14 protein-coding genes are annotated in these 25,048 nt (G+C 64.3%); 4 read left to right on the forward strand and 10 right to left on the reverse strand.

Annotated features, from left to right (window positions below):
* Positions 1–10: 10 nt before the first annotated feature.
* On the forward strand, positions 11–616 hold the full coding sequence (locus Pan44_RS08105) for a Uma2 family endonuclease (protein WP_145028998.1): 606 nt from the start codon (positions 11–13) through the stop codon (positions 614–616).
* 4 nt (positions 617–620) lie between these two features.
* Here the strand turns inward: Pan44_RS08105 and Pan44_RS08110 are convergent, their stop codons facing one another.
* Entirely contained in the window at positions 621–1,826 is a 1,206-nt protein-coding gene (locus Pan44_RS08110; RefSeq protein WP_145029000.1) for a class I SAM-dependent rRNA methyltransferase, read from the reverse strand.
* A gap of 418 nt (positions 1,827–2,244) precedes the next feature.
* Here Pan44_RS08110 and Pan44_RS08115 point away from each other — a divergent pair, with 418 nt between their 5' ends.
* Positions 2,245–3,219, forward strand: a complete 975-nt coding sequence (locus tag Pan44_RS08115) for an endonuclease/exonuclease/phosphatase family protein (RefSeq protein ID WP_145029002.1) — start codon at positions 2,245–2,247, stop codon at positions 3,217–3,219.
* Between the two features lie 187 nt (positions 3,220–3,406).
* On the opposite strand, the gene Pan44_RS08120 is transcribed toward Pan44_RS08115, so the two are convergent.
* A complete protein-coding gene (locus Pan44_RS08120; RefSeq protein WP_145029004.1) occupies positions 3,407–7,957 on the reverse strand; it encodes an outer membrane protein assembly factor BamB family protein in 4,551 nt (1,516 codons plus the stop codon).
* Between the two features lie 232 nt (positions 7,958–8,189).
* Complete coding sequence (lexA, locus tag Pan44_RS08125) at positions 8,190–8,792, reverse strand: transcriptional repressor LexA (RefSeq protein ID WP_145029006.1); 603 nt, start codon at positions 8,790–8,792, stop codon at positions 8,190–8,192.
* A gap of 427 nt (positions 8,793–9,219) precedes the next feature.
* Between lexA and Pan44_RS08130 the strand changes: the two genes are divergently transcribed.
* Positions 9,220–10,248: a DUF1207 domain-containing protein gene (locus tag Pan44_RS08130; protein WP_145029008.1), complete on the forward strand. Its 1,029-nt coding sequence runs from the start codon at positions 9,220–9,222 to the stop codon at positions 10,246–10,248.
* 627 nt (positions 10,249–10,875) lie between these two features.
* Here the strand turns inward: Pan44_RS08130 and Pan44_RS08135 are convergent.
* From Pan44_RS08135 to Pan44_RS08155, 5 genes are all read right to left on the reverse strand, one after another.
* Entirely contained in the window at positions 10,876–12,846 is a 1,971-nt protein-coding gene (locus Pan44_RS08135) for an AAA family ATPase (protein ID WP_145029010.1), read from the reverse strand.
* A gap of 188 nt (positions 12,847–13,034) precedes the next feature.
* Positions 13,035–14,384: a nickel pincer cofactor biosynthesis protein LarC gene (gene larC / locus Pan44_RS08140; RefSeq protein WP_145029012.1), complete on the reverse strand. Its 1,350-nt coding sequence runs from the start codon at positions 14,382–14,384 to the stop codon at positions 13,035–13,037.
* A 361-nt stretch (positions 14,385–14,745) separates the two neighbouring features.
* Positions 14,746–16,371, reverse strand: a complete 1,626-nt coding sequence (locus Pan44_RS08145; protein ID WP_145029014.1) for a Kelch repeat-containing protein — start codon at positions 16,369–16,371, stop codon at positions 14,746–14,748.
* 76 nt (positions 16,372–16,447) lie between these two features.
* Positions 16,448–16,909, reverse strand: a complete 462-nt coding sequence (locus tag Pan44_RS08150) for a hypothetical protein (protein ID WP_145029016.1) — start codon at positions 16,907–16,909, stop codon at positions 16,448–16,450.
* Positions 16,909–17,841: a DUF1559 domain-containing protein gene (locus Pan44_RS08155; protein WP_145029018.1), complete on the reverse strand. Its 933-nt coding sequence runs from the start codon at positions 17,839–17,841 to the stop codon at positions 16,909–16,911. Before Pan44_RS08155 ends, Pan44_RS08150 begins: the two co-directional genes overlap by 1 nt.
* A 314-nt stretch (positions 17,842–18,155) precedes the next feature.
* Here Pan44_RS08155 and Pan44_RS08160 point away from each other — a divergent pair, with 314 nt between their 5' ends.
* On the forward strand, positions 18,156–20,690 hold the full coding sequence (locus Pan44_RS08160; RefSeq protein WP_197453936.1) for a DUF255 domain-containing protein: 2,535 nt from the start codon (positions 18,156–18,158) through the stop codon (positions 20,688–20,690).
* Positions 20,691–20,726: 36 nt separating this feature from the next.
* Here Pan44_RS08160 and thpR read toward each other — a convergent pair whose 3' ends face one another.
* Both thpR and Pan44_RS08170 read right to left on the reverse strand, forming a co-directional pair.
* Positions 20,727–21,290, reverse strand: a complete 564-nt coding sequence (thpR, locus tag Pan44_RS08165; protein ID WP_145029022.1) for an RNA 2',3'-cyclic phosphodiesterase — start codon at positions 21,288–21,290, stop codon at positions 20,727–20,729.
* Positions 21,291–21,294: 4 nt separating this feature from the next.
* Positions 21,295–24,909 (reverse strand): DUF7133 domain-containing protein, encoded by a 3,615-nt coding sequence (locus Pan44_RS08170; protein ID WP_197453937.1) that lies wholly within the window; start codon positions 24,907–24,909, stop codon positions 21,295–21,297.
* Positions 24,910–25,048 lie beyond the last annotated feature (139 nt).

A 25,048-nucleotide genomic window follows, 5' to 3' on the forward strand; every position in this document is an offset into this window, starting at 1 on the left:
GTTGAGAAGCATGACCGCTGCGCCCAAGCTGATGTCCGTCGACGACTATCTCGCGATGGAACGCCGCTCGGACATCAAACATGAGTACTTCGCAGGCCAGATCTTCGCGATGGCCGGTGCGAGCTATGCTCACTCGACCATCACGGCAAACGTCTCAGGCGAATTGAGAGATGCGCTTCGCAACACCGACTGTAACGTCGTCTCCAGCGACATGCGGGTGAGGACGGTCAGCACCCTGTATGCCTACCCGGATGTCGCCGTCCTCTGTGGGAAGCCTGAGTTCGATGATGAGGAGCGGGACACGCTGACCAATCCCATCGTCTTGATCGAAGTCCTTTCCGATTCCACCGAGGGCTACGACCGCGGGCAGAAGTTCTTCAATTATCGTTCGATCCCTTCCCTCAAGGAATATGTCCTCATCTCCCAGCGTCAGAGGCTGGTCGAGCACTTTGCCCGCCAGCCCAACGGGCAGTGGCTACTGACGACCTACAGTTCCTCCGATCAAGTCGTGCAGTTTCCCACTCTCGACGTTTCGATTCCGCTCGCCAGCTTCTACCTGAAAGTCGAACTGTCCAGCACGCCTGCCTTACGCGACGAGGAAGAGTCCGCGACCTGAAGTCCTACACGACTCGGCAGATGTAGCACTTCAGGTACAGCGACTCATCGCAGTAGGGTGACACCGGGTGATCGGGCGCCTGAATGCGTGCTTCCAGGATCTGCAGACCGCGCTTCGATTGCAGCCCGACCTGGCGGAGCATGTCTTCAAAGTCTCCGCGGCCGACCAACCCCGAGCAGCTGCAGGTCACGAGGATTCCACCCGGCGGAAGCAGATCGACGGCCAGGCGGTTGAGGCTGAAATAGCCACGAATCGCTTTTTCGACGCCTCCCTGGTTCCGGGCCATCTTCGGCGGATCGAGGATGATGAGATCGAACTTCGTTCCGGCCTGCTGCAGTTCTTCCAGCTTGCGGTAGGCGTTCGAGTTCTCGAACCGCATGCGATCGGCGACGCCGTTCCGCTCGGCGTTGGCGCGGGCGATGTCGAGGGCCGCCTGGGACGAATCGACGCACAGAACTTCGCGTGCCCCGCCCAGCGCGGCCGCGGCGATTCCGAATCCGCCGGAGTAGCAGAACATGTCGAGCACGGACGCGTTCCGGGCGTAGTCTGCGGCGGCTTTCCGGTTTTCTCGCTGGTCGAAGAAGTAGCCGGTCTTCTGGCCTTCGACGACGTCGACGGCGAACTGCAGTCCGTTCTCTTCAAAGACGATGGGGCGCGGCGGCGGCTCGCCGTCCAGAAGACCGTCACGGATCTCCAGCCCCTCCATGTCGCCGATTCCCTTCTCGGTCCTCAGCCAGATCCCTTTCGGATTGAGGGACTGCTTGAGTGCTTCGAGGATGACCGCCTGTCTTTGGGCCAGTGCGAAGCTGGTCCACTGGATCATCAGGTGGTCGCCGTAGCGATCGGCCGTCATTCCCGAGAGGCCGTCGGCTTCGCTGAAGACCATCCGGCAGGCGCGTTCGGCTGGCGTTCCGCCGTACATCCGCAGGCGGAGTTCGATCGCCCGTTCAATGCGCGTGCGCCAGAAATCGTCGTCGAGAGATTCGGATTCGTCCCAGGTGTAGAGCCGGGCCCGGATGCGGCTGACCGGGTTGTAGAGTCCGCGGGCGACGAAATTGCCGACGTTGGAGACGACATCAATGACGTCGCCGGCAACGGGGTCCCCTTCCACGCGATCAATCGCGCCTGCGAAGACCCAGGGATGGCGTTTGAAAAACGGCCCGGCGCGGCGAGGCTTCAGAACGATGCGGGGAAGTTGAGCGGCGGTCATGGCGGAAAGCTGAGAATGCGAAACGCGGACCGTAGGACAGAGCGGCCCGAAGCGAAAGCCGGGAGGGGCCAATCACCTGGAATTGGTCCTCTTCCCGGAATGGCGACGAGTGTTTCGGGGGCCTGAGGGCTGGTGTGCGCGGGCAACACGACCAAGAAGAACGGGGCCAGGGGGCGGGTGGCTCCTGTTGCCCTCTTTGCCCGCGACCGCTGGCCGGCTGGCGGTTCTGCAACGGTCGGCGAGTTGCGGAATTCGAGTGTATGGCGGGTTCCGGGTGATCATGTTTGTCGTCCCCTCCAGTATTGCGTGCAGGGTTGCGCGCAAAGTGGGGGAAGGCCGCCCGGGCAAGAGTTTTCTGCTGGAACGGGCCCTGACCATTGGCCTTTCGCCGCCGGGGCGATCTTTTCAGACTTTCCCGATGCCGAATGAATCCGCAGCAACCAGGCGTTCCTGGTGGAGAAGAATCCCCGGGATCGCGGGGAAGTGCGCCGTCGCATTGTTCGTCCTGGGGCTGGCCGTACGGCTGACCGTCCGGGACCGCTGGGTGGTCGCCAACACTCTCTACTATGCGACCCCGTGGTCGATTCTTTTCGTTCTGGGATGCCTCTCGGCGGTCTGGCTGAGGAGGCGTCGAGCCGCCCGCCCGCTGGCGTGGGTGACGGGGCTGGTGGCAGTCGCCTGCGCGGGGATCTGGTTTTCCACATCGTGGAGAACCGGTCCATCAGCGCGGGGAGCGGGGGACGTGCGGGCGATGACCTGGAATCTCGCGCACGGGCGCTGGGGACTGGAGGGGCTGGCGAAGGCGGCCGCGATGCACGAACCGGACATCGCACTTTTCGTGGAGGCGGACCCCAGCCGGATTGATGTGCGGGCCATCTTCAAGTCAGCGTTCCCGGAGCATCATGTGTTCCTGCTGGGGGGCGGGATCGTCCTGGTGTCGCGCTGGCCGGGCGGGGACGCACGGGCGTACCAGTTCGGATCGGAGAAGACTGAAAGCCGGATCCGGGAGATCGACCTGGCGACTCCGTGGGGGACGTGGACGGTGTTCGGCTGCGACATGGCTTCAAACACCCTCTATCAGCGAGAGCCGCATTTCCGCGAACTGGCCGAGCGGATCGCAGGCTGTCCGCATCCAGTGATCTGCACGGGAGATTTCAATACGCCGTTGGACTCGCTGCATGTCGAGAAACTGCGGGCCGGAGGGCTCACCGAGGCCTTTGAAGCGGCCGGCGAGGGTTACCTGCCGACGTGGCCCGTTCCGGCGCCAGTCCTGTCGCTCGACCAGATGTGGATCAGCAAGGGACTGAAGCCTGTCGGCTGCGTGCGCCGCTGGAACTGGCGGAGCGACCACGCGGCGGTCATCACAGAGATCGGCATTGAGCCTGCGCCGTGACTCGCTTCATGTCGAATCTGATTCAGATGAACGCCACACGCGTCCGCAGAGGACGTTGACGTTCATCGTTGAGGAATGGCGATCGTCGGCGGTGATGGGCAATGGGACCGGCGGCGAGCGCCGTCCGCTCACGAACTTTGCAGACGAGATCGGAACTTCGGAGGAGTCCGCTTCAGGGTGGGCCGGATCAATTCCCAGGCTTGGCCTCGGGGGGCGGAGGCGGGGGTTCGGCCGGATTGCCCTCGGGGTTCGGCACGGGCTTCTTGACTTCCTCGGCGGGTGCAGGAGCACTGCGAGGAGTGACCTGCAGACCGACTCCGCCGACCTTGAGGTTGACGGCGCCGCTCACCGGATCGATCTTCCAGCCGCGCTGGGAACCGCCGGTCGGCGGGAGTTCCGCGGCGTGGAGCGTCTTTCCGGTCGCGCGATCGAGGAGATAGGCCCACGTCGGTGAGGGAGTTCGTTCTTCGTTGGCCTCATCCTGTTCGCCGGCGGCGGTCGCCAGAAGGAATGGCCACTGCCCGGGCTGCATGGGATCGAGAACCATGCGATCGAAGTCCCGTGCCCACAGCGTTCTGCCATCCTCGCGCTGCACCGCGATGAGCCGGGCCGAGATCGGTCGCTGCGGCCCCCGCGGAATGCTCGAGAGGATGCTGACGCCACCGAAGCGGACGGCGACGACATAGATCCGTGCGCCGTCCTGGAAGATTTCCATCGCCTGAAGATCGGCCGGCGCCTCGAGTCGCGTGTTCACAATTTCATGTCCGTCCTCCGCAAGGATGACGAACCCACCACCGGGCTCGAGCGCGCAGAGGGATCGTCCGTCGAGGACGTCAAACCGCGTCTCGTTCGGAAACTTCCTCTGCCAGGTCCACGTTTCCGTCGCCGGGTGGAACAGGCCGACCTGCACGGCGTCTTTCTCCTGCAATCGGATCAGGCGCTGGACGTCGTGCCGGTAGTCGGGGTACAGCATGCCGCCGGGCGGGAGCGTCGCCTCGCGCACGCGCCGCCCGTCACTGGCGCGATAGACCTGGATACGTCCGCGCGCATCCTGGGTGGCGATGTAATCGGCGTCTGAGCTGATATCGAGGTTGGGTTCGACGGTCCGCGCCCAGTGTTCGCGTCCGGTCAGGGGATCGACGACCAGCAGCTGAGCTCCTTTGATGTAGGCCAGATGCTCCGGACGCAGGGGGGCGACCGGGCGAGTGCTGCCGCCGCGACGTCCATTGACCGGCACGCGGCCGGCAATATTCCCGCCGAAGAACGGCTCGAACGGTTCGGAGCTGAGCGTTGCACTGATGACGGTCTCGTTGGCGACGACGTTCAGGATGCGGAAGCCGTCCGCCGTCTCGGCGAGGGCCAGCCGACCACTGGTGCTGACGCGGGGCGTCAGGCCGGTCATCGCGTGATTGATCCGCTCCTGCATCATGATCGCCCCGCGGGCGTCGGTCACCGTGAGCTGCGCCTGCATGGCATCCGAAGCGAACGACCACCCCTGGAGGATCGGTGAGCGCTGACCGAATTCGCCTAGCGAGGCCGGGAGATCGAAAATGCCCGACGTATCATCGAGCCCCGTCGCGACCAGTTCGCCGGAGAGCGTTCTCGCGTTTTCCTGCCGTTTGAGGAAGTCGGGCTGATTCAGGAGCGACTGGGCCAACTCGCCAGCCGTCTTCCCGTCGTCCAGAAGAACATCTTTCAGCCGGCCCGTCAGGTCTCCGACGATCAATGCCGACGGGCGCATACGGGGCTCCTGCGTGGCGATGCGCAGAAGTTCGAGGTTCGCCCGGGCCGCCACCCGGGCGTCTTCCGACTGACGAAGACGCAGAAGTCGTTGCTCCAGGAGGGCGACGTGGAGCGTCTTTCGAAGCAGGTAGTCGAGTTCGAGATCGTCCGGCAGGATGCTGTCGGTCAACATCTCATGCAGACGGAAGTACTCCGGCGCGGCGGAGTCGAGCTGACGGACACGCTCGCGCACGCGATCGATCGATTCACCGCGCTGCTCGGGCGACATACTGGCCCAGAGGTCATCGAGTCGTCCGCGAACCAGGCGGTTTTCGCGGACGCGCAGGGAGTCGTCGCGATCGAGAAGTCGATCGGCAAGCGGGTTGATTCCTTCGCCTCCGCGGAGAGCGGCGAGGAGAGCGCCGGGCAGGTCGTTCCGCGCCTGCAAACCCTTCGAGACGGCCGCCCACGCCTGTGCGCGGAGGCCGGCATCGGCGGGCAGGTCATCCAGTTTCAGTTCGGGCGTGTAGTACAGCCCGAAGTCGCGTTCGAGACCGTTCACCAGCGTCCATGCCAGCACCTGTTTGATGCGGGGGGGCGGATCGTTGATCGCTTTCAGATCCTGCTCGCCGCCGGTGATGTCGCCGGCATGCAGCTTGACCTCGCCGCGGAGCGCGAGCGCGACGGGATCACCCGGGTTCTGCGCCAGTCGCTGTTTGATGTCATTCGTGATCTCCCCCGAGGAGCGGAAGACGCGGAATCCGGAGCCGGTCTGGGTGACGAGCGTTCCGCCGGCCGCAGCGAGGTTACCGGCCGGTTCGCCAGAGGCGAGTGGCGAGCGGGCGCAGGGCGCTCCCGAGGTGATGTCGACGGTCAGGACTTCGGCCGTCGACAGTGGCAGCACGTAACGGCCCCCCATGCGAATGCCGCGGCCGCTCGCGGGGGGAATCGACGTCGTCCAGAGCGTCTCGCCGTTCTTCAGGCTGAGCCCTCGAATGTCCGATTTCCCGACCAGCAGAATGACCTCGTCGTGCACGCCCCCCAGTGACATGGCCTGCTCGCGGGGCCGCGTCCAGAGGGGCTTGCCCGATTCACGATCCAGGCAGAGGAGCCGCGAATCGTCCGCGGGGGTCACAAGCACATTGCGGCCTGCGAAAAGCGTTCTCGTGTCGGACCATTCCTTCACATCCAGCGTGACGTCGAGGTTGACGTTGTCATTGACGGAGCGGCCGATGCGATTGACCTGCAACATGCGGCGGTAGTCGACGGGCTGCGGATCGGCGTAGGTGGTCAGCCACAGCCAGCGACGGTCGGCGACATCGAATCCGATGACCGTGCCGTTGCCGAGGGCCGCGACGAGCGTGGAGCCATCGAGCGCGACGTTCACTCCCGCAAACCGGCGCTCCGAGGAGTAGACCAGGTCGAGATCCGAGTTCAGCAGGGGCTGCGACCAGAGGGGCGGGGCGGTTTCAGGATTCGTCCCGGGGTCGATGGCAACGATTCGAAGCTGGCGGGACTGTTCCACGACGCACAGCAGCTGGCCGTCCCAGGGAATCGGCGCGGAATGGAAGAAGGCGCCGTCGAAACTGAACTCGTCCTGGGGGCCATCGAAGGCAGCATCGAGTCGCCTCGGCGGGCCTCCGATCGACCAGAGGCAGCGGCCCCCCTGGAGGTCATACGCCTGCAGATGATTGTAGTTTCGCGGAAGGAGCGGGCTGGCGCCGCGATTCGAAACCGGGAGAGCGCCGGCGTTCGGCTGCAGCCCGACCAGGCCGCTGTGTCCGACGTGATAGACCCGCTGGCCGTCCGTGCTGAGTGCGGCGTCGACATGATCGCGGTATGCGCGCTGCCCGACGAACTGCTGCATCAATTGCGTCCGGGGCGTGCGCAGGAAGGAATCCGTTCCGGCGAGCAGGGCAGCCAGAGTCTGGTCGACGGGCTCGGACGACCACTGGAGATCGCCCGTCTTGAGGTCAAAAGCCTTGACCGTGCCAAAGCCGGCGACGATCGCGAGATTCTCCGTGACGAGCGGCGCGGCCACGGGAAGCGGATTGAGACCGTCCTTCCGGAAGCGGGCTTCGACATCGGCCGCAGCCTGGTTCACCAGCTTGATGTCGGCATCGTTCCAGGGATCGTCGTATTTACGAATGTCGTCGAACTGGTCGGCCAGGGGGGCCTTCCAGGCCGTATCGAGAAATGGAGGGGTTTGCGACGCGACGCCGTTGCGGCGTCGATCACCGTGTGCCATCGGCCACGAGGGGAGGCCCTGCGGCGGATCACTCGGTCCCATGGCGGGCAGGAGGGTTTCCAGCCAGCGTTCGCGGCCTGCATCGTCGTTGAACCAGGGGACGCGTCGGCCATCGAGCACGAGGGCTTCCGGGAAACGTTGTTTCAGGTCGTCCAGCCGGGCGCGGACGGCGTCGTTGTTCCGCATCTCGCGGTGAGCCCAGACTTCCATCAGGCTGAGTTGCGGCTCGAATTCCTGGATGGCATCTGGCGTTCGCCGCAGCCGGGAAGCGATCCGGAGCATCGTCGCCGCGTCGCCCGAGTCGCAGGCGGCCTGGGCAAGTTCCATCATGGCAGCGCGCCCGGCGGCGGTGAGCGCATACCTGCGGACGACTTCGCGCCGGGCCGCAAGACCTTCCTGGCGACGGGCCTTTTCGAGCAGGCCGCTGGCTGCGGACTCGAAGCGCCGTTCGTAAGCTTTGAGGAGCGTTTCCGGGTCGGCGAGCAACACGGCCTCGGCCGCATCCTTCACGCTGCAACCCGTTGGCGTTTCGTAATACGAATCCTCCGGGGCGTCGAAGATACTCTGCAGGATGTCGAGCGCGAGATCGGGGTTCGATTTCTGGACCGCGTTCGCCTGGAGCAGCGCGTTCTCGATCCGCGGCGAGTGGGCTTCGCGACGCTGACGTCTCGCTTCCAGGTCGTCATCGACGAAGACCTGGCCTGAAGCGGGGTGCGGCCCCCAGACGGCCAGCGCCGTCAGCAGCCCCATCAGCCAGCGGCATGCCATCCGTGTTGCACGACCATCGCAGGCGCCGCCCACGCGTTCGCGTTTTGAAGCTGGAGTTGGAACACGCACGAAGGAGACTCCTTTTCGGTCGTCCCATCATACGTTTCACAGGGGGAGATGGTCAGCAGCAGAGTCTGACGGGGCCACCCAGGGCCGGGAATTCCCCTTCACGGTGCACCGTCGAGTCGCGGTACGCCGTCGAAAGGTATCGACGAATCCGCGTCGCTTGTGCTCAGCACTCGCGGATCACGCCCACCAGCACGCCGAGGATCTGGACATCGGTGGCATAGATCGGTTTGAGCCGGGCATTGGCCGGTTCGAGGCGGACGCGGTTCCGTTCCTTGTAGAAGGTTTTGAGGGTGGCATCCTGTCCGTCGACGAGGGCAACCACGATTTCGCCATCGTGGGCGGTGTTCTGCTGGCGGATGATGACGTAGTCGCCGTCGGCGATATGGGCCTCGATCATCGAGTCCCCCTTCACCTTCAGGCAGTACTGCCCTTCATCGCGAAAGAGGTCGGCGAAATCGATCCGTTCCTGGTTCTCGACGGCGAGGACGGGGGAGCCGGCGGCGACCTGTCCCGCGAGCGGAAGGCTGGTGCGCTTCTTCTGGGGCTGGTCGACAAGCTGGATCGCCCGCGACATGTGATGTTCGCGGGTGATGAGGCGTTTCTTCTCGAGCGCCTTGAGGTGGCACATCACCCCGTTGGGAGAGCGGATGTCGAAGTGCAGGCCGATTTCACGAACCGTCGGGCCGTAGCCGCGATTCATGATCTTGTCCTTGATGAACTCGTAGATTTCGCGCTGCCGTGTCGTGAGTGTCGGGCGGTCGTTCATGGGTGGTTCTCGCTCCTTCGGACAGTGGCCCTGCGATCTACTGAACATAGTCCACTGCTGTTCTAATTTACCGTATCGGCATCGGCAAGGTGAAATGGACCGGAAATCCAGCTGCTCGTTGAGGTTCCGGAAGAAGAAGGGTTCTTTGGGACCGGGGAAAGGCGCGCCGCGACGCCGCGATCGGGCTGCGGAGTCGCCGCCACGCGCCGGGATCGCCTTGCACGGCCAACCGTCAAACTGCCCCTGACTGGTACAGAGCGCGCCGACTTTGCGGCTTGACCTCTACAACCGGAACACCCGGCACGTCCGGCAGAAGATTCTTTTCGCGAGCAATCGTGCTGTTCCTCACCCGGAGTTGCGCGGCGGCGCGGTCCGATACGAACGTCGGAGTCATTCCGGGCGTTCGCAAATTAGGACTTGTGCCGAAATGGATGGCCTCACGGCAATTAAACACTGGATCGGCCCCCTCGTGGTGCTCACGGCCTCGCTGGCCAGTCACCCCGCGGCACGCGCCGAATTTCCGCAGCCTGCGTCGGGCCGTGATGCCGCCGCCCAGCAGCGCGACTGGACGACCACGGCAGCCGGATTCTCCACCTTCCAGTCGGAAGATGTGGCCACGGCGGACGCCTCGATCCCGGCCCGGAGTTACGAATCGAGCCGGATTGAACTCGCGCAGGCGGTTGCGGGGAACTCCGATGACCACTGGCAGCTCGCCCCGGTGGGGCTGCTGTACAAGTCGTACCTGGCAGGGGCCAAAGAAGCCCGTATCTCAACCGTCTGGATGCAGGACAGCAAACGCGGTTTGATCTGGGAGAACGCGCTTGGCGGAAGGGTCGGCGTGGTGCGCTACGGCACGGAAGACGTGCTGCACCCGGAAGGCTGGCAGTTCGATATTGAAGGAGCGGCGCTCCCCCGCGTGATCCCGCAGGATCCGTCGTCACCGCTCGAGGCCGTCGATTTCCGCGTCGGGCTGCTGAGCACCTGGCGGTATGGCGACACCGCCGTGAAAGCCGGCTACTACCACCTGTCGTCCCACGCCGGCGACGAGTTCCTGATCAACAATCCGGCGTTCGTCCGCATCAACTACGTGCGGGACGCGGGCATCATCGGCATCACGCAGTATTTCCTCGAGGACTTCTCCGTCTACGGCGAACTTGCTTATGCATTCAACGCCGAGGACGGGGCGGAGCCTCTCGAGTTCCAATACGGCGTGCAGTACAGCCCGATGACGACCGGCTGGCCCGGAGCGCCGTTCGCGGCGATCAACGGACACACCCGCGAAGATTACAACTGGGCAACGAGCCTCACCGTCCAGAGTGGATGGCAGTGGCGAAGCGCCAAGACGAACCACACATTCCGAGTCGGTATGCAGTACTACCGCGGCCCGTCGCTGCAGTGGGAGCTGGGGGACCGCAAAGAGAACATGCTCGGCGGTGGTATCTGGTACGACTTCTGACGCGAGGTCCCTCGCAGGCAGCGTCGCGGGCGTTGACGCGAAGGGCGGCGCATAAAAAAAGCGCCACCTGGCGAAACCAGGTGACGCCTCCGCGCAGAGCAAGTGCGGGCCGATGTCCTGCTACTGCAGCGACCACTTTCTCAAGCACCTGCTGTGCCGATCGGCAATCCTGCCCGCTGGGAGGGGTTTTCCGCCTGCCAGTCGACCGATTCGCAGCAGCGCGCGAGCGATGATTCCGCAGAATGAAGCAGCCTTCAGAAGCTGGTGTCCGGAATTGACACAGAATGCCTCGGGAACAGGGAACGGCCCCGAATTTGCCTGAGGAGAGGACAGCGGCCAACTCCGATTTTCCGGGAATCGCGAAAAGGCAGGATTTCACTTGGCAATCAGCGTTGGGCCGCTACTATCCCAGCATTCGAGGCTTTCACGTCATATTTTTTTACCGTGTCGGTACTGGGGCGCTGTCCCTTTCGCGTAAGGATTTTCATTCAACCCTGAGACACGGTCGACCCGCCGGCGCAAGCCGGCGGGTTTTTTGTTGCGCCGAGGTCTCGTTTTGGGCCGACAGGGCAGTTCCAGCGGTCGAGCCACATCCGCGGTCAGGGGCGAGTCGCAGCATCGCTCGCGTTACCCGCGTTTTCCGAGCTTGATCCTGGCGAGGCGGCTGTAGCGGGCACTGCCGCCCGCGGGAGGCATGAGCCTGAGCGTCATCGGCATCCAGGCCGGCCGGTCGAGCTTCTCGGCTGGCAGGTTCTGCAGCACCGGCAGGTCGAGCGTCCTGAGCTGATACGCATCGGGCCGGGCAGGGTTCAAGTAGAGGCGTTTCCCCGCCACGAAGGTCGCCAGCTGGTCGGCCATTTCGCGGCTCATCCGCGTCCAGACGACCGCCTTGGTGTCGGCGTTGAGCACGAGGCCGAACTCTCCACTGCTCTCGAAGCAGGCGCCGAGGTCCGTCACCAGACGGTCGAGCGGCACATGGTCGTGGAACCGCACGTACTCGATGATCGCGGGGCCGAACTGGCCGTACTCCGCCAGTTCGAGCCATTTGAGCTTCGGGGCGCGGCCGTCGCCCACGTTGTCTTCGCCCCGCCGTTCCTCCTCATCCATCATCTGGGCCAGCCTGCTGTCGAGCGTGGCCGGTCGACAACGCGACCGGGCCCACTCGCGGAGGGAGAAGATCTGGTCCTCCATCGTCACGGAAAGAGGAACCGTCCGGTCCCGCGACTGCTCGAGATCGTCATCCGTCAGCATCCGGCTCTGGCTGTACGACTCGATGATCGCCGAGTTCACGACCTGTTCGATCTCCGCCCCGCTGTAGCCGTCGGTGCGGTTTGACAGCGCATCCGTGTCGAACATCTCGGGCTTCCAGCCCCGCCGCTTCAGATGGATCTCAAAGATCGCCTTGCGTTCGTAGTAGTTCGGCAGGTCGACGAAGAACAGCTCGTCGAAGCGTCCCCGTCGCAGGAGTTCGGGCGGGAGCCGGGAGACATTGTTCGCCGTCGCCACGACGAAGACCGGGGCCGTGTGTTCCTGAAGCCAGGTCAGGAACCGGCCGACGATACGGGCGATCGTAGCGTCGGTTGTCGCTTCGGCGTCAAAGCCGGCGAACGCCTTGTCGATTTCTTCCAGCCAGAGCACCGAGGGGGCAATCGTCTCCATCGTGTGCAGGACTTCGCGGAGGTTCTGCTCCGACGAGCCGCGGGCCGATTCGAGCAGACTGGAAAGATCCATGCGGACGAGCGGAAAGCCCAACAGCCGGGCGATAGCCTTGGCGCTGAGGCTTTTTCCGCAGCCCTGCACGCCCGCGAGCAGCACCCCCTTCGGATTGGAAATGCCGCGGGACCGCGCATCGACGCTGAACGCCTCCGCCCGCTCGGCGATCCATGCCTTGAGACCTTCCAGGCCACCGATGTCATCGACCCCTTCATCAAGGTCGAAGAATTCGAGCAGATCGGATCCCTGGACCATGTTCCGCTTCTCGGCCACGAGGCCGGCGTAAACACTGTCGTCGATGTCTTCCCGATTCTGCAGCGCCCGGGCGTAGGCCTTTCGCGCCTCTTCGGCCGTCAATCCGAGCACCGCTTTCAGCAGATGCTCCTCCTGATCGGGTTCCATCCTGACCGGATTGAGCAGCGATTCCCGCACGCCACCCAGCACCTCGCGCATTTCCTCGAGCCCCGGAAGCGGGAGCTCCATGACGAAGAGATCCTTCATCAATTCGACCGGCACGTCGTCGACCGGCGAGATCAGGAGGATCGACTGCCGCCGCTCGCGCAGCCCGGGGATCAGGTCCCGCAGCTGCCGCACGACGGCAGAATCCTTCAGATGCGGGTGCAGGTCCTTGAGGACGAAAACGTGGTCCTCAGGGTAGTCGGCTGTCTGTCGTAGGAATTCCAGAGGCTCACAGACGAGTTCGAGCAGGGGAGGCTCAGCCCCAGACGTCGCCGACCAGGCGACCAGCCCTTTCTCCATTTCGCCGCACAGTTCGCCGAGTTCCCGGATCCAGCGTTCTTCTTCGTAGGTCCGCAGCAGGAGCAGCGGATAGCCGGCGAGAATCCGCAGGCGAAGATCTTCCAGCGCCAGGGCCGTCGTCAACATGGAGAGTCACCCGGCAGTGAAGACAGAAGGGGTTGAACAGAAGGCAAGGAAGGGAAGAAAGGTCTTCAATTCGAACTCAACCCGCAATTCGAGACCACATCGTCCGGGCAGCCTTGAGGGCTGTCGAACGACTCTGGCAGGCGCCCGTCCCCACTTCCTTTCCTTCCTTACCTTCTGTTCCAGTCTATTCAGTGATCGTGCGAATGGCCGCCGTGATCGTGAGAGTGCCCATGGTCGTGGCTGTGCCCATGATCATGCGAGTGGTCATGCGAATGATCATGGCTGTGACTGTGATCATGCGAGTGGGAGTGATCCCGGCCGCTCTTCTGAGTCTTTGGCGCTGGTTCCTCGACGAGTGTCGCCGGATCGACGGGAATGGCGGCGTACACCGCGAGCGCGGCGCGGTAGACCTTGTCGAGCGGGACATGCTGTTGCCGTGCGATCAGTGCGCAGGCTTCGTACTCGGGAGTGAACCGCGGCGTCGACGAGCCGCGCCACGCGAGTTTTCCCGCGACTTCGCCCCAGGGGGTTGTCACCGAATGTGCCTTGCGGAACTGCTTGACTCGCTGGATCGACTGCTTCCGGATGCCGAGCGTCCCCGTTTCGTCAAACAGGATCGCCTCGCATTCCCCTGCCTGATGCGGTGAGCACAGGATGCTCAACATCACGCCCGGCCGCTGCTTCTTCATGGCGACGGGCGTGGAGTAGACGTCGAGGGCGCCGGCCGCGAGGAGGCGCTCGGTCGTGTAGCCGATGACTTCGGCCGGGATGTCATCGAGGTTGGTTTCGAGAAGAGTGACGATGTCGCCGTCGGCGCTGAGCGACGATTGGCCGATGAAGACGCGCAGGATATTGGGATAGTCCTTGAAGTCCTTCGTTCCGGCGCCGCATCCGATGGCGGCGACCGTCATCTCGGGCTGTGCTCCGAATCCCTTTCCGAGAGCTTTAACGATCGCCGCTCCGGTGGGCGTCGTCAGCTCGGCCTGAAGCGGCACATCCGCCAGCGGAACACCGAGAAGCAGTTCGGCCGTGGCGGGCGTTGGAACGGCGCAAACGCCGTGGTCGATCGTCACCGATCCCCGGCCGGTGGGGATGGCGTTGAACCACGCCTGTTCGATGCCGAGGTCACAGAACGCAATCGCGACGCCGACGATGTCGACGATCGAATCGATCGCGCCGACTTCGTGAAAGTGGACATGCTCGAGCGGCATGCCGTGCACCTTCGCTTCCGCTTCTGCGATCGCCCGGAAGAGACGATGCGCGACCTGACGCGGTTTGGCCGCGAGCCCGCTGTTGTCGAGCAGATCGACGATCTCGCTGTAGTGGCGATGGGCGTGCTGCTCGGGGTGCTCGACAACGAGGTGCTTCGCGCGAAATCCACAGCGATGCACTTCATTGAGCCGGAGCGAGACTCCCGGCAGGCCGAGCGCTGCGATGCCCGACGTGACCGCCTCCCACGAAGCGCCCGCGTCGACGAGGGCTGAGAGGGTCATGTCGCCGGCGATGCCGGTCGCACATTCAAAGTAAGCAATCTTCATTCCGTGATCCGTTCGTCGCTGCAGACGACCAAGAGAGCTTGAACAAAAGACTTTGAACAGAAGGCAGGGAAGGAAATGAAGGGGGTAACGAAGCGGCGTCGTTGGGAGGATCGAGGTGCTGGTGAACGCAGGCACGCACTGAGTCGCTTCTTCCCTCTCTTCCTTTCCTTCTGTTCAATCTTTTGCCACTCCTGATCCTCCACGATGTTCACGCGGACCACCGGGGAATGCAAACTGATCCCCGCAGATGGGGCTCCGCGTGCAACTCCACTGTCCCGATGCGCGCAAAAAAACGGGAGCGCACTCCCCCTGCGGAGCACGCCCCCGGAACGCAGACTTGGGAGTCTGACGTTGGTTCCGCCTATTCCGTGACGGACACGATCTCAACCTGCTCGAACTTCCCGCTGTCCATGTTGGCCCCGCCAACCATCACGAAGCGCGAGTCGTCAACCGGCAGCATGCGGTGGAAGAACCGGGCCGTCGGCAGTTCGCGGGCGATCTCCCACTTCTTGCCGTCGGCGCTCAACCGCTGCAGGTTGCCCTTGCTGGTGCTGACGTACAGCTTGCCGCCGGTGGCGAACGCGGATGCGCCAAAGCCGGTCATGCCGTCATCGCCCACGAGAGCCGGGCCTTCGTACCAGGCGTTGGTTTCCGGGTCGAAGATCGAGGACTTCGTCGTCGGACCACCTTCCTTCTGCATCCCGCCGATGGCATACAGCTTGCCGTCGTAGGCGGCGACCGCGAGGGCCCGACGTTCAAAAGGAGGCTTCGCAACCGCTTTCCATTCCGGCTTCTTGGCGGTCAGGTCGAGCGACCAGGCGGTGTTGTGCCAGCCGCGCTGCGTGTCGCCTTCGCCGCCGCCGAGCTTCCAGCCTCCGATGACGTACAGCGTGTCGCCGAGGACCGCCGCGTCGTGCGACGAACGGGCTTCGGGGAGGGCCGGAAGATCAGTCCACTTCCCGACCGCCGGATCGAAACAGGCGACGGAGGCCTGCGATTCGAGGTCGTTCGGCTTTCCTTCGTCGTTCTTCGCGGTGAAGCCGCCGACGCGATAGAGCTTGCCACCGTGGGCGACGACCGCGAGCCCCTGCAGGGCCGGTCCTTCTGCAACCGTTTCCCAGCCCGACTGGCCGGAGAGCGAGAGCCTGCGGAGGGTGTTGCTCTGCCCCTTGTTGGAATAGGAATGGGCGCTGCCGAGGTTGCCCCCGTAGACGTACAGCGAGTCGCCAACGATCGCGCCACCAAGGCTGGTGACTGCCGGCGTCAGCGGAGCCAGTTCTTTCGTTCCGGAGACCGAGGCGGTCGAGAACGAAACTGTTCCGTAGTGCCGGGTGCTATCATACGGCTTGCCGCCTTCTTCCCCTTTGCCTTCCTGAATAATCCGGGCGCGGGCCGAAAACAGGCCGGGCTCACCCTTCTCGAACACGACCTTTCCCTGATCGTCCGTCTCGGCCTTCTTCGGGCCGATGCCGGGAATGACCGCCGCCACTTCCGACTTCGGAACAGGCTGGCCCTTCCACAACACGGTCAGCTCGATCTTGCCGTCCTTCGTGTCCGCGGCAATCAGGTCGACTTCGACCATCTTCGAGGTGTCGACCGCCTTCCACGCTGCGTCCCCGAGAACCGGGCCCGACTTGGCGTGGTACACCAGACGATACCTGTTCGACTCATTCCGCGCCATCACGCCGTACTGGAAGGTCGTCGTCGTGAACGGCGTACCGGCCGGAACCTCCGACGTCAGCGAGTTCTCATCGGCCTTCAGATCGACGGCCTTGGCTTCGCCCTTGGCGGAAACTGCCTTGACCACCATTCCGTCGAGTTTCTTGAGGAGTTCCGGATTGTCCGGAGCCGCCTCTTCAGCGAAGTACACATGCACCCGGTCCTTGCCGTCATGATGCTTCTGGACCAGGAAGATGAAATGGGCTCGGGCCGCGGCCGGAGTCAGGAAGCTGGCGGCCACAGCCGCAGCAAGCAGGATGCGTTTCATAAGAGCCTCTCGTGTGCAGTACAGGGGACATCGACTCTGCGTTTCCGGCCGACCTGGGCCGGCCAGCTTCGGAAAACTACTTCCTGGTCACGAGTTCGAACGTGAACTCGTTCGGCGAATCGGCGGCAATCGTTTCTTCGAGCTTGCTCCGACTGTTGTAGATGGCCGGAATCTTCACCGTCTTGGGGAGCTTCCTTTTGCCTGCGGCCATCTCGGCGAGGGCCGCCTCGTCATCCGGCGCGATCCCACCATGATCGTTGGACTCAATCTGGACGCGATGCTTTCCGGCGACCGGTCCGGCTTCCGCCGACAGCTGAAACCTTCCTTCGACAATCCCAGCTGATGCGGTCGGCCCGTTCACTTCAGGTAATGGGACGAACAGGATCACCGCGTTGTCCAACGGCTGGCCGTCCAGGGTGACCGTGCCACTCACGGCCACCCGGGCATGGCTTTTGGGGTCTGCTCCACCGCAGCCGCTGGCCAGAATCGCCAGCACCATCCCTGCCGCCGCCATACGAAGGCGATGGCGAATCATCATCAGAACTCTCCCGTCACTTCGCCGCCGCTCCGGGTGGCGAGTGAAGTCAAAACGACCGACGAGATATTGTCGGAGATGCCGCGGACCGATCCGTCCGAGAGGGCGAAATTCACCGTGCCGGTGTGTTCGCTGCGGAACGTGCCAACCCAACTGCTGGTGTAGCCGTTGCCGGGCTGGCCGTTGTCTTTCAGGTTAAAGCCGTACTGGGTGCTGATGCCGGTCGAGGTCGGGTAGGGGTTCGACCAGTAGGTAAACGAGTACCGCGACTGCCCCGGGCAGAGAGCGTCACTTGGCAAGAACTTGTAGCTCGGCAGGTTATAGGCGGTTTCACCAATCATGATGGTATTGGAAGTTCCATCGGTGAAATCGCGGATCGCAGTCTTACCGCCGACGGCGTCCGAGTAGATGATGGCGCCGTTGAGCGGCGGCCGGGGGTTGCCCATCGACTGCCAGTACATGTCGTAAGCGATGCTGCCGACGCAGGCGGCGTACATGCCGGGGGCCCTTCCGCTGTCGCCCGAGCAGGACGGAACCGGACGGCGCATCGAGCCGGAGGGGCAGAGGTAGGCGGCGATCTGCTGCCCGACGGCTTCGCGATTGACGGGGTCAGAGTTGCCCTTGTTGAAGTCGTAGCGCGAATAGGTGTTACCCTGCTCGAGCATGGGCAAAATCGACGCGAAGAACGTCGTGCCGCTGATCGGATTGTGGGCCGCATTCACGTTCGGGAACACGCTGTAGGTGCTCTCGTAGTTGTGGAGCGCCAAGCCGATCTGCTTGAGGTTGTTCTTGCACTGCGTGCGGCGGGCCGCCTCACGAGCCTGCTGAACTGCGGGAAGCAGCAGGGCGATGAGGATCGCGATGATCGCGATCACGACCAGAAGTTCGATGAGGGTAAATCCGCGTTGCAATCGCAGGGGTCGAGGGAGAGTCATCTGAGGAATCCGAGCAGGGGTGGCTCGCAATCGAAGGGGCAGGGAGAGTTCTGCGTTCGCCCAACCTGTAAGAAACTGAGATTCAGTCTCAACAGTGAATGACATTACGCATCGGGGGGACGACCTGCAAGCGTGCGACACACGAATTCCTCGCGCTTCCCACGCCACGCGGCGTAACGACCCTCCCCGCACCGCAGTCGCGAAACCCCGCCCACCCCCAGCAACCTGCGGTCGCATCAACCCCTGCCCATGAGTTACGATTCAACTCCGGCGGAAATTGCCGGTGGAAATGCGATTCGGAAGGATCCCGACTCATGCTGTCTCGTTGCCGTCACGGCCGCGCTCTTGCCGCGGCCTCCCTCGCTCTGGCTGTGCTGTCGGGCTCCCCGGCCCTGTCGATCGAGGAGCAGCCGGCCGCAACGGCGAAAGCCAACCGGCTGGCCAGGGAAACCAGTCCGTACCTGAAGCTGCACGCCCACAACCCGGTCGACTGGTACCCCTGGGGACCGGAAGCGCTGGAGAAGGCCCGGGCCGAGAACAAGCCGATCTTCCTGTCGATCGGCTACAGCAGCTGCTTCTGGTGCCACGTCATGGAGCGGAAGGTCTTCGAGAACCCGGAGATCGCCGCGTACATGAATGAGCACTTCGTGAACATCAAGGTCGACCGCGAAGAGCGGCCCGATCTCGACGACCTCTACATGCTCTCGCTGCAGGTGTACCTGCAGGCAACCGGCGCAGGAGACGGCGGCGGCTGGCCGCTGTCGATCTTCCTCACACCCGAAGGGAAGCCGATCGCGGGCGGAACCTATTTCCCGCCCGACGACCTTCCGGGGCGGCCCGGTTTCCCGGGCGTGCTCAAGCGGTTGCACGAGATCTGGGATGGGCAGGAAGCACAGGTCCGCGGTTCGGCCGATGTCATCGCGCGGGAAGTCCAGCGACTGTCCGGCCCGTCTCCGCTGAGCGTCGCCAAGGCTCCGTCCGCCGATGCGGTGCAAAAGGCGGTCGCCGACCTGGTCGCGTCGCGAGATCCCGAGTACGGCGGATTTGGATTCAACGCCGAAGCGGCCAACAGGCCGAAGTTCCCTCAGCCGAGCAAGCTCCTGCTGCTCGCTCATCATGCCGACGAGCAGGGGGTCGGCGAAGCGCTTGATTTCACGCTCGAACACATGGCCCGTGGGGGGCTTTATGACCACCTGGCGGGCGGATTCCATCGCTACAGCACCGACCGACAGTGGCTCGTGCCCCACTTCGAGAAGATGTTGTATGACAACTCGCAGCTCGCGGAGATCTATGCGATCGAGGCCCGCCGCACGGGCCGCGACGATTTCCGGCAGGTGGCCCACGAGACGCTGCGATTCGTGCTTCGCGACCTGTGTGACGCCCGCGGTGCCTTCTATTCGGCGCTGGATGCCGAAACCGATGGAATCGAAGGGGCCTACTACGTGTGGTCGCCTGAAGAGGTCCAGAAGGCTCTCGTCAACGATGCTCCCCTGTTCGCGGCGGCCTATGGCGTCGACCAGCCGTCCCCCTTCGAGCATGGCCACGTCCTGCATCGCGTGAAGTCGGACGAGGAACTGGCGAAATCATTTGGCGGAACCGCGGCGGATGTCGCCTCGCGTCTGGCGGCCGCCCGCGAACGCCTCCTCGACGTCCGCAAGAACCGCCCGGCGTTGCTCCGTGACGACAAGATCATCGCCTCCTGGAACGGTCAGATGATCCGCTCTCTTGCGGTCTGCGGGAAGCTGCTCGATGAGCCTGGCTACATCGCCGCGGCCGACCGGGCCGCGATGTTCATCCTGACGTCCATGCGCACGTCCGAAGGAACGCTGAAGCGGACGTGGTGCGAAGGACAGGCGGCGAACGCGGCCTGCCTGGACGACTACGCTTTCCTCATCGATGGAATCGTGGCGCTTTACGAAGTGACCAGCGACGAAAAGTGGCTGAACGCCGCCCGCCGTTTGATGGATGACCAGGTCGAGCAGTACTGGGACGAACGGAATGGCGGCTTCTTCTTTACTGCCGATCACCATGAGCCGCTCATCGCCCGGATGAAGGACGGCTACGATTCGGTGATGCCCTCGGGAAACAGCGTGAGCGTCGACGCGCTGGCCCGGCTGTTCCGGATCACAAAGGATGTCGCCTACCAGAGCCGTGCCGAGAAGGCGCTGGCGGCCTTTGGAGCACAGATCGAGCAGTCTCCTTCAGGCTTTTCGAGAATGCTGCTCGGGGCGGACGAAGTGCTGCGTCAACCGGCGAAGGAGATTGCCGCCCCCCCGGCCGTGGAAACGCTGATCGCGGCCAACGAGCCGCCGAAGGCGCGGCCCGCTTCGCCGCCGGCTCAGGCCGCTGAGAAACTGCAGATGTTCGCCCAACCGGCGCAGGCCGAAATGGCGAAGCACCAGTACGTCAAAGGGCGGATCTTCCTGTCGACCGACAAGCTGACGCCGGGGACGACGACGAAGGTCGCCTGTGTGCTCGACATCGTCGAGGGATGGCACGTGAATGCAAACCCGGCCAAGCCCGACTTCGTCCTTCCCGCGGAACTGGAGCTGGCCTCGACGGCCGGAATCGAGCTGACCGACATCGTCTATCCCAAGGGGAAAGACCTGAAGATGGAAGACCAGGATGAGCCCGTCTCGGTCTATGAAGGGCAGGTCATCATCATGGCGTCGATGAAGGTTCCTCAGGATGTGAAGGTCACCACGGACGAACTGAAGTTCACGCTTCGCTACCAGGCCTGCAACCACAAGGAATGTCTCACTCCGAAACGGATCAAGCTCGACGGACAGATCGCCGTCGGCGGCGGGGCGAAGCGCATCAACTCGCGGATCTTCGGGACGGAGAAGTAGAAGAAGCAAAAGAGGAGCCGGGCACCTCAAACCGGCTCAACCGCCCGGCCCCAGTTCGGCGGTTGCCAGCGACGTATAGCGGCTGCCGCCCGGCGTCAGCTCTGACTGGAACAGCTCAGCAACGGCCGCCGTTGCCGACCCGTAGGGCGTTTCGCGGTTGGCCTCAATGACCTCCTCCAGTCCGGCGGCGTCCCCCTTGACCCGGGCCAGCGTGAGATGCGGATGGTAAGGGCGCGTTTCGGGAACGAAGCCCAGCGGCTCGAGCAGCCGATCCAGAATCGCCGCGAGGCGCTCGATCTCCCCGGCCGGCCGCACTCCGGCCCAGACGACCGCGGGCCGCGCGCTCTTGGGAAACGCTCCCAGCCCGACGATCTCAATGGCATGCCTGGAGACCGACGACGACGCTTTTCGAAGGGCGGCGGCGATGTCGTCAAACTGGCTTCGACGCGTGTCGCCCAGAAACTTGAGGGTCAGGTGGAACTTGTCCGCGGGGGTGATCTTCACCGCCCGCCCCATCCGGCCCAGATCGGCGCTGACGGACCGCAAGGCATCCGTCGCCGCAATGCGAAGTCCGATGAATGTCCGGATCGTCGCTCCCATCGAACTACTTCCCAGCGGGCCTCTGCGTGAGAAGCCACGCGAGGATGTCGGCCATTTCTTCGGGCGGAATCAGTTCGCCGAAGTTGCCCGGCATGAGCGATGTCGGCGACAGCTTCATCTCGTCGATGTCGGCCGACGGAATGCGGAACTCCTTCCCTTCACTGTTGGCGAAGATCAGGTCGGCCCCGTCCTCTCCGCGTTTCAGGCCAGTGAGAATCCGTCCGTCGCTCAAGGCGATGGCAGAAGACCGGAACGCCGCATCGACGTTCCGGTTCGGGTCGAGAATGTCTTCCAGAAGCCGGTCGACTCCTCGAATGCCGACGCCATCCAGCTGCGGGCCGACCTTCGCCCCCTCGGTCCCGATCTGGTGACAGACGGCACACCGCTTCGTAAAGGCGGCCTTTCCGTTGTCCGTCGAGCATTTGCCCGGATCGAAGTCCGACTTTCGCTTCGCGATCAGCAGAGCGAGCGCGAGGTCGGGGGCCGGGAGCGACTTCGTCAGTTCTTCGGCCCGCGCGGTGAGTTCGGGCGCGTTCAGGGCGGCCAGTCGGAACTTGAGCCCCGGCTGCTGGAGCAGGACGAGCGACAGCCGGCCTTCTTCGGCCAGCGAGAGGAGCAGATCCGCCCCCGCGCGGTCGCTCACCAGGCTCTCGGCAACTTTGCGCTGACGGTCGGTGGCCGCCCCGATGAGCAAGTCGCGAAGCGTTGCCACGACGGACGCGGCGTCCCGCGTCCGGACCGCCTCCCACAATCGCGACTGAAGGGAGGCCGGAAGGTCGGAGTCATCGGCCCAGAGGAGCAGGGTGCTGGTGCGGGCGTCGGGCTCGAGCGCGACGAGCGCCGTCGCCGCATGCGTCCGGAGTGATCGATTCTCGCTCAACAACAGGGGATCGAGGCGCGGCACAAGGCTGGCCAGCCGGAAGTCCTTGATCAGGCCGACGGCCGTCGCGCCGGAGTCCTGGGCTGGCGGGTTGAGCTGGTCGCGGGAAAACCGGCCGGCCGCGATCCAGGCGAACGCGTCGCCGGTATGCGCATCGACGATCTCGATGGCTCCAGACCGTCCGGCGAACTCGCTGAGATCCCATTCGACCAGTTGTGCCACGTCGTTCCGCGGCGGAAACGCCTCGCGGAGGCATTCTCCGGTTCTGGCATCGACCAGCCTGACAAGGTTCTGCCGGGAGTCGGCCCCCGGCGGCCTCCCGTTGTGACCCGCCAGCCAGAAACTGAACTTCGGGAGAATCTCGAAGGGGGCCGAGCGGTTGATGCCGGTCGCCTGCTCCCCTCCCGGAAAACTCGACAACAGGGGCGTGCGGCCGCGCTTGCCCTCACGCGCCCGCGGCTGCATTCCGAACGGCGATTTTGCAGGCCGGGCGCCGGGCAGCGGAAGGTACGTCCATTGATCCCGGTAGGCGCTCGCTTCCGCGAGGAACTGCAGGGCCAGTCGTTCGGCCCAGACGGTCAATGTCGGCGGAACCGCCAGTCCGCCCGCCTGCCGGCCTGAAAGAGCGGCCCGCGCGTTCGCGAGGTGGTCTGAAAGATTGTCGCCCGACGCCTTCACGAGAGCACCCTGCAGGGTGACGAACTCCGCCCCCTCGCTGTAGCGTGCCGCCGGCTTGATCCATTGCCGCCACTCCCCCTGCGGGCCTTCCGACTCGGAAGCGGCCGTTCGAATCACGAGATCTCGCAGCCACTCCGCCTGCGACGCGGACATCGGGTTCACCGCCGGCGCAACACCCGCCAGCACGTACTGCCGCGGCGCGGCCATCGCAGCGAGTTCCTCGGCCGAAGTGCCGTCCTTCAGCAGCCGCGCCCGCAGGGCGACCCGGATCGCATACTGGAGATGTGAATCGCCTTCCTCGGTGCTGACGTAGGTGTCGAGAAGAAGCGGCAACGTGGTGGCGTCCGGATGAAGCGCCAAGGATTCGACCGCTGTCCGCCGGACGCGCGGATCAGAGTCCTTCAGCAACGCAGCCAGCAGCGGGCCGCGTAATTCGACCAGCTGGGGCTGTTCCGTCGCCCCGGCAATCCGGGCGACATGCGCCCGGACGATCGGTTCCTGATGCCGGGCGAGAGCCGACAGAAGGTCCGCCGCGCCTGCACGAGACGGCGGGAGCAGACGCGCCCAGGCCCACGCCGCATGGACGACATGGTCGGCCCGGGAGGGGCCCCCCTGAAGGACGCCTTCCAGCTCCTTGAGAACCGGCTCACGATCAACGTCCGGCCGTTCACCGGCGATCCGCGATATGGGAGGCGAGTAGCGGTCGACGAGCAGGTTGGTCGCCAGTGTGCGCAGCGCGAAATTCGGATCCCCGAGCGCCGCGGCCAGTTCCGCATCGCTGCGGGTGGTGAGGTCGGCGAGTTCGCCCGGCGCCGCCCCGCCTTTGTCGCCCGTGTAGACGACGCGCCAGATGCGGGCGTGCGTGCGGTCGCGCAATGGATGCTGCAGTGGCGCTTCGTAGTGGCCGATGATCGCGTTGTAGAAATCGGCAATGTAGAGCGCGCCATCCGGTCCGAGCTTCACATCCACCGGCCGGAACCAGCCGTCGTCGCAGGTGATGAACTCCGGCTGCGAGGAGACCTTCGGGCTCGCCCCGGTCCACACCAGCTTGTCGCGGTGGACCTGCCCGTTCACCGGATTACAGATATACAGGCAGTCCCGGAACTCCTCGGGAAACTGCGGCGCGTCATACCACGCGACTCCGCAGATTCCGGTGGAGCCGTGGTTGTGATCGATCATGTTGGGGCCGAAGCCCAGGCCCTCGTCCGGTTTGCCGAAGCTCTGGTAGGTCGCGCCGCGAATCAGCTGCGTGACCGGCATCGAATGGCAGTCGGCGTTGTACAGGTTTCCCCAGGTGTCGAACGTCATGCCGAACGGGTTGACCTGCCCTTTCGTGAACTGCTCGAGATCGGAGCCGTCCGGCCTGAAGCGGATCGTGTTGCCGGAGTTGAGGGACAGCAGCGGATCGCCGCCGGGACGCGCAATGTGCGACGTGTTCCGGAATCCGTGGCAGGCATAGACCCACCCGTCGAACGCCCGCGTGAACGAATTGCACATCCCGTGCGTGTCGACGTTGCCAAACCCGGTGAAGAGTACCTGCGACGTTTCCGCGAGGCCGGTTTCAGAGGAACGCTGATAAAGCCTGAGCGACGGAATTGAGTAGCCGAGGGCCGCCGTTTCCTGGTGGCTGTCGACCAGCGGAATCTGGCCGATGGGAATGTTGAGTCCTTCCGCGAAATGGACGAGTCCCTTCCCGCGGCCATCCGGGCCGATGGATTCGAAGTACGACAGGTGGTCGCGCGGTGCGTGGTCGGTGATCTGGTCCTGGTTCAGGTCGCGCGGCTGAACGCCTTCGCCCGCCGTGGGGAACGGATACTCGAGCGAATGCGTGACCCACAGCCTCCCGCGGGCGTCGAAGCTGAGATTCATCGGCTTGCCGATGTCGGGCTCGGACGCAACGAGCTGGATCTCGAACCCCGGCGGGAGCTTGAACTTCGTCTTCTGTTCGTCCGGCGAGAGGGCCGGCGTCTCCACGACAACAGGCGCCGGCCAGGCAACCGAGGCCGAGATGGAGACCACGATCAGGACACCCGTGGCAGCATACCGCAGTATCGAGGGCATAAGGCGCGAGGCGAGTCGGAGGGCGAACTCAGGGCAGTCCGTAAAACCGCCCAAGGCAGGTCCCGCCACTGTGTCCGACACGGAGCCGGATTGCAATTCGCCCCGGCCCACCGACGGACGAGGCGTCATCCCGGAGAAA

It is taken from the genome of Caulifigura coniformis, from assembly GCF_007745175.1.
GTDB classification, from domain to species: domain Bacteria; phylum Planctomycetota; class Planctomycetia; order Planctomycetales; family Planctomycetaceae; genus Caulifigura; species Caulifigura coniformis.

Bases quoted from the DNA above. Each gene is read 5' to 3' on its own strand.
- Pan44_RS08105 (WP_145028998.1), top strand. From the start codon at position 11: ATGACCGCTGCGCCCAAGCTGATGTCCGTCGACGACTATCTCGCGATG.
- Pan44_RS08110 (WP_145029000.1), bottom strand. From the start codon at position 1,826: ATGACCGCCGCTCAACTTCCCCGCATCGTTCTGAAGCCTCGCCGCGCC.
- Pan44_RS08115 (WP_145029002.1), top strand. From the start codon at position 2,245: ATGCCGAATGAATCCGCAGCAACCAGGCGTTCCTGGTGGAGAAGAATC.
- Pan44_RS08120 (WP_145029004.1), bottom strand. From the start codon at position 7,957: ATGGCATGCCGCTGGCTGATGGGGCTGCTGACGGCGCTGGCCGTCTGG.
- lexA (WP_145029006.1), bottom strand. From the start codon at position 8,792: ATGAACGACCGCCCGACACTCACGACACGGCAGCGCGAAATCTACGAG.
- Pan44_RS08130 (WP_145029008.1), top strand. From the start codon at position 9,220: ATGGATGGCCTCACGGCAATTAAACACTGGATCGGCCCCCTCGTGGTG.
- Pan44_RS08135 (WP_145029010.1), bottom strand. From the start codon at position 12,846: ATGTTGACGACGGCCCTGGCGCTGGAAGATCTTCGCCTGCGGATTCTC.
- larC (WP_145029012.1), bottom strand. From the start codon at position 14,384: ATGAAGATTGCTTACTTTGAATGTGCGACCGGCATCGCCGGCGACATG.
- Pan44_RS08145 (WP_145029014.1), bottom strand. From the start codon at position 16,371: ATGAAACGCATCCTGCTTGCTGCGGCTGTGGCCGCCAGCTTCCTGACT.
- Pan44_RS08150 (WP_145029016.1), bottom strand. From the start codon at position 16,909: ATGATGATTCGCCATCGCCTTCGTATGGCGGCGGCAGGGATGGTGCTG.
- Pan44_RS08155 (WP_145029018.1), bottom strand. From the start codon at position 17,841: ATGACTCTCCCTCGACCCCTGCGATTGCAACGCGGATTTACCCTCATC.
- Pan44_RS08160 (WP_197453936.1), top strand. From the start codon at position 18,156: ATGCTGTCTCGTTGCCGTCACGGCCGCGCTCTTGCCGCGGCCTCCCTC.
- thpR (WP_145029022.1), bottom strand. From the start codon at position 21,290: ATGGGAGCGACGATCCGGACATTCATCGGACTTCGCATTGCGGCGACG.
- Pan44_RS08170 (WP_197453937.1), bottom strand. From the start codon at position 24,909: ATGCCCTCGATACTGCGGTATGCTGCCACGGGTGTCCTGATCGTGGTC.